The following is a 7,652-nucleotide window of genomic DNA, read 5'->3' on the forward strand; positions in this document are numbered from 1 at the left end:
TTATTGCAGTACGTGCGCTGGAGAACCTTCGAGCAATGAACGGTGGAGTGAACATTTTCAAGCTGATCGCGGAAGCGAGCATCCTGGTCCAGTTCGTCATGCTGGTACTGCTGGTGTTCTCCTTCCTGTCCTGGGTGATCATCATCCGCAAGCATGCGCAGCTGAAATCCGCCATGCAGGAAGCCGAGGGCTTCGAGGAGCGCTTCTGGTCCGGCGCCGACCTGGCCCAGCTGTTCCGCGAAGTGAGCAACCGCGGCGCCGAGAACGGCGGCATGGAAAACGTGTTCGAGTCGGGCTTCCGCGAATTCGTCCGCCAGCGCCAGCGCAGGACGCACGACATGCGCATCGTGATCGAAGGTTCCGAGCGCGCCATGCGCGTGGCCGGCACCCGCGAGATCGGCCGCCTGGAACGCAACCTGGAATTCCTCGCTAACGTCGGCTCCATCAGCCCCTACGTGGGCCTGTTCGGCACCGTCATCGGCATCATGGGCGCGTTCCAGGGCCTGGGCGAAATGAAGGATGTGACCATCGCCGTGGTCGCTCCGCATATTTCCGAGGCGCTGATCGCCACCGCCATGGGCCTGTTCGCCGCGATTCCGGCCGTGTGGGCGTACAACCGTTTCGCCAACAAGGTCGAGCGCGTGGCCTCGCGCTACGAAGTGTTCCAGGAGGAGTTCTCCTCGGTGCTGCAGCGGCAGATCCAGTCCGACGACCCGGCCGCCTGAGGGTCTTGAGCCATGCGTAGCTCCATGCGCCACAAGCGCTTCAAGCTCAAATCCGAGATCAACGTCGTTCCCTACATCGACGTGATGCTGGTGCTGCTGATCATCTTCATGGTCACCGCACCGATGATCAACAAGAACGTCGACATCAACCTGCCGCAGGCCAACGCCAAGTCGATGCAGGACAAGAAGGACCCGGTGATCGTCGCGGTCGACCAGAACGGGCAGCTCTATCTCACCCTGGGTACCGAGAAGAGGCAGCCCATCGACGTCGACACCATGAAGGCCAAGGTGGGCGCTTTCGTGAAGGCCAACCCCGAGGTCAGCGTGCTCGTGGCCGGCGATCGCGACGGCAAATACGACGGTGTGTATCAGGTGCTGGCTGACTTGCAGCAGGCTGGCGTGTCCAAGGTAGGCCTGATGAGCGCGCCGGTGTCGGACTCGAAGAATGGACGACCGTAACACTCCAGGCACCTCCAAGGCGGTCGTCCTCTCCGCCATCCTGCATCTGGGCATCGTGGGTTTCCTGACCCTCGCGGTGGTGCCGTGCTCGTTCTACGAGGGCCTGTTCGAGACGCTGCATCTGCCGGCGAGCTGGAACCCCATCACTTGCGCCAAGCCGATCCAGCTGGCCGGCGAGGTCATCGAGGCCACCCTGGTCGGGCCCACCGGTGCCCCGCCGCCGAAGGCGGTCAAGGCCAAGCCGGTGCCCGACAGCGTGCCGCCGCCGCCCACCGTGCCGCCGCCGAAACCCCAGGAAGAAGCGCCCCAGGTGAAGACCCTGCCGCCCCCGCCCGAGCATCCTGACATCAAGGATCAGGAGAAGGTGGTGGCCGAGGCCGAGCAGAAGGCCGAGGACGCCAAGAAGGAGCAGGAGGAGAAGCAGCGCCAGCGCGCCGCCGAACTCGATGCCCAGGCAGCCAAGCAGAAGCAGGAAAAGCAGAAGCAGATCGACGAGCTGTTCGCCAAGATGGACGCCGCCGACCAGCAGACCAAGAAGCTGGACAGCAAGGCCAGGCAGGCCAAGCAGCAATTGGCGGACCTCAAGAACGCCCAGGACAACGGGCTGGCCAATGTGCCCGAGGCCGCCCAGCGGCAGACCGGCAACAATGGCCCGGATGCCGGCCTGCTGGCGCAATACCTGGCGGCGATTCAGAACGCGGTCACGCAGAATTGGCTTCGGCCGGATAACATGCCGAGCACGCCGTGCATCGTGCACATCGTGCAGCTGCCGGGCGGCGACGTGATGAGCGCCAAGGTCGACGCCAGTTGTCCGTACGACGACGCCGGCAAGCGCTCCATCGAGAACGCCGTACTGCGCGCGCAGCCGTTGCCCTACAAGGGCTTCGAGAGCGTGTTCCAACGCAATATCGATTTCACTTTCAGGCCGCAGTGATGAAGCCCATGCGCAAATTGAGCACACGCCTCGCCCTCGTCCTGCTCGTCGTGGCCGCGTTGATCGCGGGCCCGGCCGCAGCCCAGTCGCTCAACGTCGACATCGTCGGTGGCCTGAAGACGGCCACCCCGATCGCGGTGGTGCCGTTTGCCCAGGCCGGTGGGGCGCCCCTGCCTACCGACGTGGCCGATGTCATCCGCAACGACTTCAACCGCTCCGGCAAATTCCGCTCGCTGGCCAAGAGCGAGATCGTGGAAACGCCGTCCAAGGGCGCGGACATCAACTTCGCCACCTGGCGCCTGCTCAAGCAGGACTACATCACCGTGGGCCGCATCAGCGATGCCGGCGGCGGCATGTTGCGCGTCGAGTACGAGCTGTGGGACGTCAACAAGCAGCAGAGCCTGCTGGCCCAGGCGTTCACCGCGCCCGCCGGCGACCTGCGCGGCGTGGCGCACCAGATCGCCGATGCCATCTACGAAAAGATCACCGGCGTGCGCGGCGCGTTCTGGACCCGCATCGCCTACATCACGGCGGTGGGCCTGGGCAACAACACCACCTACTCGCTGATCGTGGCCGATTCGGACGGCTACAACCCGCAGGTGGTGGCCCGTTCGCGCGAGTCGCTGCTGTCGCCCTCGTGGTCGCCGGACGGCCGCAAGATCGCCTACGTGTCGTTCGAGAGCGGCAATTCGGCCATCTATGTGCAGGACATCACCACCGGTTCGCGCCAGCTGGTTTCCGCTCGCGCGAAGGGCATCAACGGTGCTCCGAACTTCTCGCCGGACGGTTCCAAGCTGGCGCTGGCGCTGTCCTACCAGGGCAACCCGGAGATCTACGTGATGGACCTGGGCTCCCGCCAGGAGACCCGCCTGACCACCAATCTGGCGATCGACACCGAGCCGCGCTGGACCCCGGATGGCCAGAGCATCATCTTCACCTCCGACCGCTCCGGCCGTCCGCAGCTCTACCAGATGCCGGCCACGGGCGGCTCGGCCGACCGCATCACCTTCCAGGGCCAGTTCAACGCCAACGCGTCGATCAGCTACGACGGCAAGCAGATCGCGATGGTGCAGGGCAACGGGAACGTGTATCGTATTGCCATTATGGATCGCAGTCTGGGTGGGCAGTTGCGCTTCATCTCGCCGGGTCCGATCGATGAAACTCCGAGTTTCGCGCCCAATGCCAGCATGCTGTTGTATGCCGCCTCCGAAGGACGCCGCGGTGTCTTGTACGCCGTGTCGGCCGATGGCCTGGTCAGGCAGCGCCTCGTGCTGGCCGATGGCGACGTTCGCGAACCGGCCTGGGGTCCTTATCGTCAGCGTTGACCAGTTCGTGCCGGGGCGCGTAAGCGTCACGGCCATGTGATCCGGGCGTGAAGCCTCAAACGACACTCCGGATCAAAAAGCTTGTCGCCCGCGGCAATCCGTCGCGGACGGCGGGTCAGGCGGTTGCGAGACAGCGCACTGCCGGCAGCAAAATGTCAAAATAACAGCCGGTTCACCGGCGATCACTGTCCCGAAACCGCAATCATTACTGACTGTCGGAACTCAAACCCGTTTGAAGGAACGTCCACCATGAATAAGACCGTTCGCGTCGCCCTGGTCGCCCTGCTCTGCGTTGGCGCGGCCGCATGCTCGAAGAAGCAGGAAGTCAAGCCGCAGCCGGCTCCGGAGCAGGCTCCGGTCACCGCTCCGGTGCAGACCGAGCACAAGTACACCCCGGCCGATCTCGATACCGATGCCTGCCTGCGTCAGCGCGTCGTGTACTTCGATTTCGACAAGGACGAGATCAAGCCTGAGTTCCAGCAGATCCTGGCGTGCCACGCCAAGTACCTGCAGGATCGTCCGACGGCGCAGATCCGCCTGGAAGGTAACGCCGACGAGCGCGGCACCCGCGAGTACAACCTCGGCCTGGGTGAGCGTCGTGGCAATGCCGTGTCCAGCGCCCTGCAGTCGAACGGCGGCTCGGCCAGCCAGCTCAACGTGATCTCGTACGGCAAGGAAAAGCCGGTGTGCCGTGAGCACAACGAAGACTGCTGGAGCAAGAACCGTCGCGTCGAGATCGTCTACACGGCGAAGTAATGAAGAAGCGACTGGCTAACCGCTTCACAGCCAGGATGGGCATGGCGGGCGCATTTGCGTCCGCCATGCTTTTTGCTGTCCCGGCATTCGCGCAGGATTCCCGCCTGAGCCTGGCCGACCGCGTGTCGCGGCTGGAGCAGCAGGCGCAAAACCAGAACCAAGGCGGCACCACCCTGGTCAACCAGGTGCAGGCGCTGCAGTCGCAGTTGCAGCAGATGCAGGGCCAGATCGAAGAGCTCCAGCATCAACTGCAGGAAGCGAGCGACAAGAACAAGGCGCAGTACGTGGATCTCGATTCGCGCCTGGGCCGCCTCGAAGGCGGTGCCGGTGCCGCGGCGGGTACGCCAGGTAATGCAGCCAACACGGCCAATCCCGCGCCAGCCGCCAGCGCGGCGCAGCCGCCAGCGGCGGCGGATGCGGGCAAGGGCGGCAAGGCTGCCGCTGCCAAGGGCGCGGCCCCGGCCAACGCCGCCACGGCGCAGGCCGCCTACGACGACGCCTTCAAGACCTTGCGTGGCGGCGACTATGCGCAGGCATCGCGCGGTTTCCGCAGCTTTATCCAGCAGTATCCCGATAGCCCGTTGTTGCCCAACGCGTATTACTGGCTGGGCGAGTCGTACTACGCCACCATGAACTACCAGGTGGCGCTGGAGGCCTTCCAGACCCTGCTCAGCCAGTTCCCGCAGAGCGAGAAGGCACCCGATGCCATGCTCAAGGCGGGCTACAGCCAGATCGAGCTCAAGCAGGTCGATGCCGGCAAGACCACGCTGAAGGCCGTATCCACCAAGTACCCGGGTTCCAAGGCGGCCAGCCTGGCCCAGGAGCGCCTGCGTCGCCTGCAGCTGCAGTCGGCCAACTGAGGCCCTTGTTGTGAGTGGCAGTAACGCGAGCGTGGCGCCCACCACGTCTGTGCCGGCCGTGACCGAGCGGTTGCGCATCACCGAGATCTTCCACTCGATCCAGGGCGAGGCCGACGCGATCGGCTGGCGCACGGTGTTCGTGCGTTTGACCGGTTGCCCGCTGCGTTGTGTGTGGTGCGATACCGAATATTCGTTCTATGGCGGCGACTGGCGCGCCATCGACGACATCGTGGCCGAGGTGGCCTCGCATGGCGCCCGGCACGTCTGCGTGACCGGCGGCGAGCCGCTGGCGCAGAAACGCTGCCTGATCCTGCTCAAGCGCCTGTGCGATGCCGGTCATGAGGTGTCGCTGGAAACCTCCGGTGCGCTCGATGTGGCGCTGGTCGACCCGCGCGTGCGCAAGGTGATGGACCTCAAGGCCCCGGATTCCGGCGAGAGCAAGCGCAATCTGTGGTCGAACCTGGAGCACCTGCTGCCGCATGACCAGGTGAAGATCGTCATCGCCAGCCGCGCGGATTACGAATGGGCGCGCGACGTGGTGGCCGAGCATCGCATCGCCGAGCGCTGCATGGTGTTGTTCTCGCCGGTGCATGGCGCGATCCAGCCGCGCGAGCTGGCCGAGTGGATCATCGACGACAAGCTCGACGTGCGCTTCCAGCTGCAGCTGCACAAGCTGCTGTGGAACGACGCGCCGGGGCACTGAGGCAGGTGATGGTGGCGCAACGGTGGCGCGACCGATCCAGCAGAACTTTCGCCGTATCGTCAACGTCTCGAAAATAGTTTTCCTGCGCATCGGCCTGTGTTGCCGTTCGCGCTTTTCGGCTGGATCACCGGCCTGAACCTGGAGTGGATGCAAGCCCATGTCTCAATCGTCTCCCCGCAAGGCCGTCGTGCTCGTCTCCGGCGGCATGGACTCGGCCGTCACCATCGCCATCGCCCGTGAACAGGGCTACCAGGTGCACGCGCTGAGCGTCGCCTATGGGCAGCGCCATAGTGCCGAGCTCGAAGCTTCCGAACGTGTCTCGCGCCTGCTTGGCGCGGTCGAGCACAAGACGGTGCAGGTAGACCTGCGCACCATCGGCGGCTCGGCGCTTACCGCCGACATCGACGTGCCGCTCGACCAGGCCGACGGGCAGGGCATTCCGGTGACCTATGTGCCGGCGCGCAACACCATCATGCTGTCCATCGCCCTGGGTTGGGCCGAGGTGCTCGGGTCCACCGATATCTGGTGCGGCGTGAATGCGGTGGATTACTCCGGCTATCCGGACTGCCGCCCGGCCTTTATCGAGGCCTTCGAGCAGCTTGCCAATGTGGCCACCAAGGCGGGCGTGGAAGGGGCGGGCATCCGCATTCATGCGCCGCTGATGCGCATGAGCAAGGCCGATATCGCTCGCGAAGGCCAGCGCCTGGGCGTGGATTTCTCCGAAACCGTCAGCTGCTACCAGGCCGATGCACAAGGCCGCGCTTGCGGCCATTGCGACGCCTGCCGCCTGCGCTCGCAAGGCTTCCAGGCGGCCGGCTTGCCCGACCCGACCCGCTATGTCTGAACGCTCGCTTGTACCATTGGCGCCAAGCCCATAAAATTACTGGCTTGCCTTTGAAAGTTGGGCCGTTAGCTCAGTCGGTAGAGCAGTAGACTTTTAATCTATTGGTCCCGAGTTCGAATCTCGGACGGCCCACCAATCCGAAACCCGCATAGCACAACGCTTTGCGGGTTTTTTTGCTCTAAATGGTCGCCGCATAGACGCAGTCTGCTGGTCGAAAGTACAGTTTCAGTACACTTCGGCCACGGAACATGCCCCATGGCGACCATCGTCAAGACACCTTCTGGGACCTGGAAGGCACTTATCCGTAAGCAAGGTTGGCCCGCTGTGGCCAAAACCTTTCGAACCAAGCGCGATGCAGAGGATTGGTCACGGCGCACCGAGGACGAAATGGTGCGGGGGCTGTTCATCGAGCGCGCTGGGTCCGAGCGTATGACCTTCTCAGCCGCGCTTGATCGCTATCTTGCCGAAGTCACTCCAACCAAAAAGGCCAGTACGCAACGGGTTGAGCGGCTGCGAGCTGAGGGGTTGCGCGCAGTGTTTGGCAAGTATTCGCTCGCCGCCATCAATACAGACTTGATCGCAAAGTTCCGGGATCAGCGGTTGGCAGACGGTATGGCGGCGAACACTGTACGGCTCGATCTCAGCCCTGCTGAGCCACATCTTTGTCACCGCCATCCGCGAATGGCGGCTGGGTCTAGTACAGAACCACGAATGGAAGCTTGGTCGGTACGGCGTGCCTGAAGACGGGTACTGCAAAGAGGCATTCAACCTCGTCCTCTCAATGCCGCCTGGCACGAACCGGGCGGCTGTGAAGGACGCAGCGCGGGACTTTGCGCAGCGCGAATTCGGAAGCAACCATCCCTACGTGTTTGCCGAACACACCGACGAGAAGCACCCGCATGTACACCTGTGCGTTAAATCATTGGGCTATGACGGAACGCGACTGAATCCGCGCAAGGCGAAACTTCAACGCTGGCGAGAGCTGGACCGGCCAGCCTTTCGTAGACATCTTCGAGCCATAATTTCTGGCAGTCGAGGAGGTCGGT

The 7,652-nt window shown here is 63.9% G+C and carries 10 protein-coding genes and 1 tRNA gene; all 11 read left to right on the forward strand.

The features are described from left to right. Positions 1-35: 35 nt before the first annotated feature. Complete coding sequence (gene tolQ / locus MJ606_RS18100; protein ID WP_243050955.1) at positions 36-725, forward strand: protein TolQ; 690 nt, start codon at positions 36-38, stop codon at positions 723-725. Between the two features lie 12 nt (positions 726-737). After that, a complete protein-coding gene (tolR, locus tag MJ606_RS18105) occupies positions 738-1,184 on the forward strand; it encodes a protein TolR (RefSeq protein WP_243050956.1) in 447 nt (148 codons plus the stop codon). After that, positions 1,171-2,118: a cell envelope integrity protein TolA gene (tolA, locus tag MJ606_RS18110; protein ID WP_243050957.1), complete on the forward strand. Its 948-nt coding sequence runs from the start codon at positions 1,171-1,173 to the stop codon at positions 2,116-2,118. Before tolR ends, tolA begins: the two co-directional genes overlap by 14 nt. A gap of 8 nt (positions 2,119-2,126) precedes the next feature. Continuing rightward, positions 2,127-3,443, forward strand: coding sequence for a Tol-Pal system beta propeller repeat protein TolB (tolB, locus tag MJ606_RS18115; protein ID WP_243050958.1), 1,317 nt, complete (start codon positions 2,127-2,129; stop codon positions 3,441-3,443). Positions 3,444-3,692: 249 nt separating this feature from the next. Beyond that, the gene (pal, locus tag MJ606_RS18120) at positions 3,693-4,199 is read left to right on the forward strand and encodes a peptidoglycan-associated lipoprotein Pal (protein WP_243050959.1); all 507 of its coding nucleotides are present in this window, start codon (positions 3,693-3,695) and stop codon (positions 4,197-4,199) included. Continuing rightward, positions 4,199-5,059 (forward strand): tol-pal system protein YbgF, encoded by an 861-nt coding sequence (gene ybgF, locus MJ606_RS18125; protein WP_243050960.1) that lies wholly within the window; start codon positions 4,199-4,201, stop codon positions 5,057-5,059. Before pal ends, ybgF begins: the two co-directional genes overlap by 1 nt. A 10-nt stretch (positions 5,060-5,069) precedes the next feature. Continuing rightward, positions 5,070-5,762, forward strand: coding sequence for a 7-carboxy-7-deazaguanine synthase QueE (queE, locus tag MJ606_RS18130; protein ID WP_243050961.1), 693 nt, complete (start codon positions 5,070-5,072; stop codon positions 5,760-5,762). Between the two features lie 157 nt (positions 5,763-5,919). Further along, a complete protein-coding gene (queC, locus tag MJ606_RS18135) occupies positions 5,920-6,606 on the forward strand; it encodes a 7-cyano-7-deazaguanine synthase QueC (RefSeq protein WP_243050962.1) in 687 nt (228 codons plus the stop codon). Between the two features lie 59 nt (positions 6,607-6,665). Next, positions 6,666-6,741 (forward strand) — tRNA-Lys (locus MJ606_RS18140). A gap of 120 nt (positions 6,742-6,861) precedes the next feature. Continuing rightward, positions 6,862-7,347 (forward strand): hypothetical protein, encoded by a 486-nt coding sequence (locus MJ606_RS18145; RefSeq protein ID WP_243050963.1) that lies wholly within the window; start codon positions 6,862-6,864, stop codon positions 7,345-7,347. Then, positions 7,340-7,652 (forward strand): relaxase/mobilization nuclease domain-containing protein (locus tag MJ606_RS18150; RefSeq protein WP_343214831.1); only part of this gene is annotated, 313 nt, incomplete at its 3' end. The genes MJ606_RS18145 and MJ606_RS18150, both read left to right, overlap by 8 nt.

The organism is Dyella sp. RRB7 (assembly GCF_022761115.1).
Lineage (GTDB): Bacteria > Pseudomonadota > Gammaproteobacteria > Xanthomonadales > Rhodanobacteraceae > Dyella.

What these genes read in the sequence shown, in the direction of transcription:
- tolQ (WP_243050955.1), top strand. Translation starts at nt 36, where the DNA reads ATGAACGGTGGAGTGAACATTTTCAAGCTGATCGCGGAAGCGAGCATC.
- tolR (WP_243050956.1), top strand. Translation starts at nt 738, where the DNA reads ATGCGTAGCTCCATGCGCCACAAGCGCTTCAAGCTCAAATCCGAGATC.
- tolA (WP_243050957.1), top strand. Translation starts at nt 1,171, where the DNA reads ATGGACGACCGTAACACTCCAGGCACCTCCAAGGCGGTCGTCCTCTCC.
- tolB (WP_243050958.1), top strand. Translation starts at nt 2,127, where the DNA reads ATGCGCAAATTGAGCACACGCCTCGCCCTCGTCCTGCTCGTCGTGGCC.
- pal (WP_243050959.1), top strand. Translation starts at nt 3,693, where the DNA reads ATGAATAAGACCGTTCGCGTCGCCCTGGTCGCCCTGCTCTGCGTTGGC.
- ybgF (WP_243050960.1), top strand. Translation starts at nt 4,199, where the DNA reads ATGAAGAAGCGACTGGCTAACCGCTTCACAGCCAGGATGGGCATGGCG.
- queC (WP_243050962.1), top strand. Translation starts at nt 5,920, where the DNA reads ATGTCTCAATCGTCTCCCCGCAAGGCCGTCGTGCTCGTCTCCGGCGGC.
- MJ606_RS18145 (WP_243050963.1), top strand. Translation starts at nt 6,862, where the DNA reads ATGGCGACCATCGTCAAGACACCTTCTGGGACCTGGAAGGCACTTATC.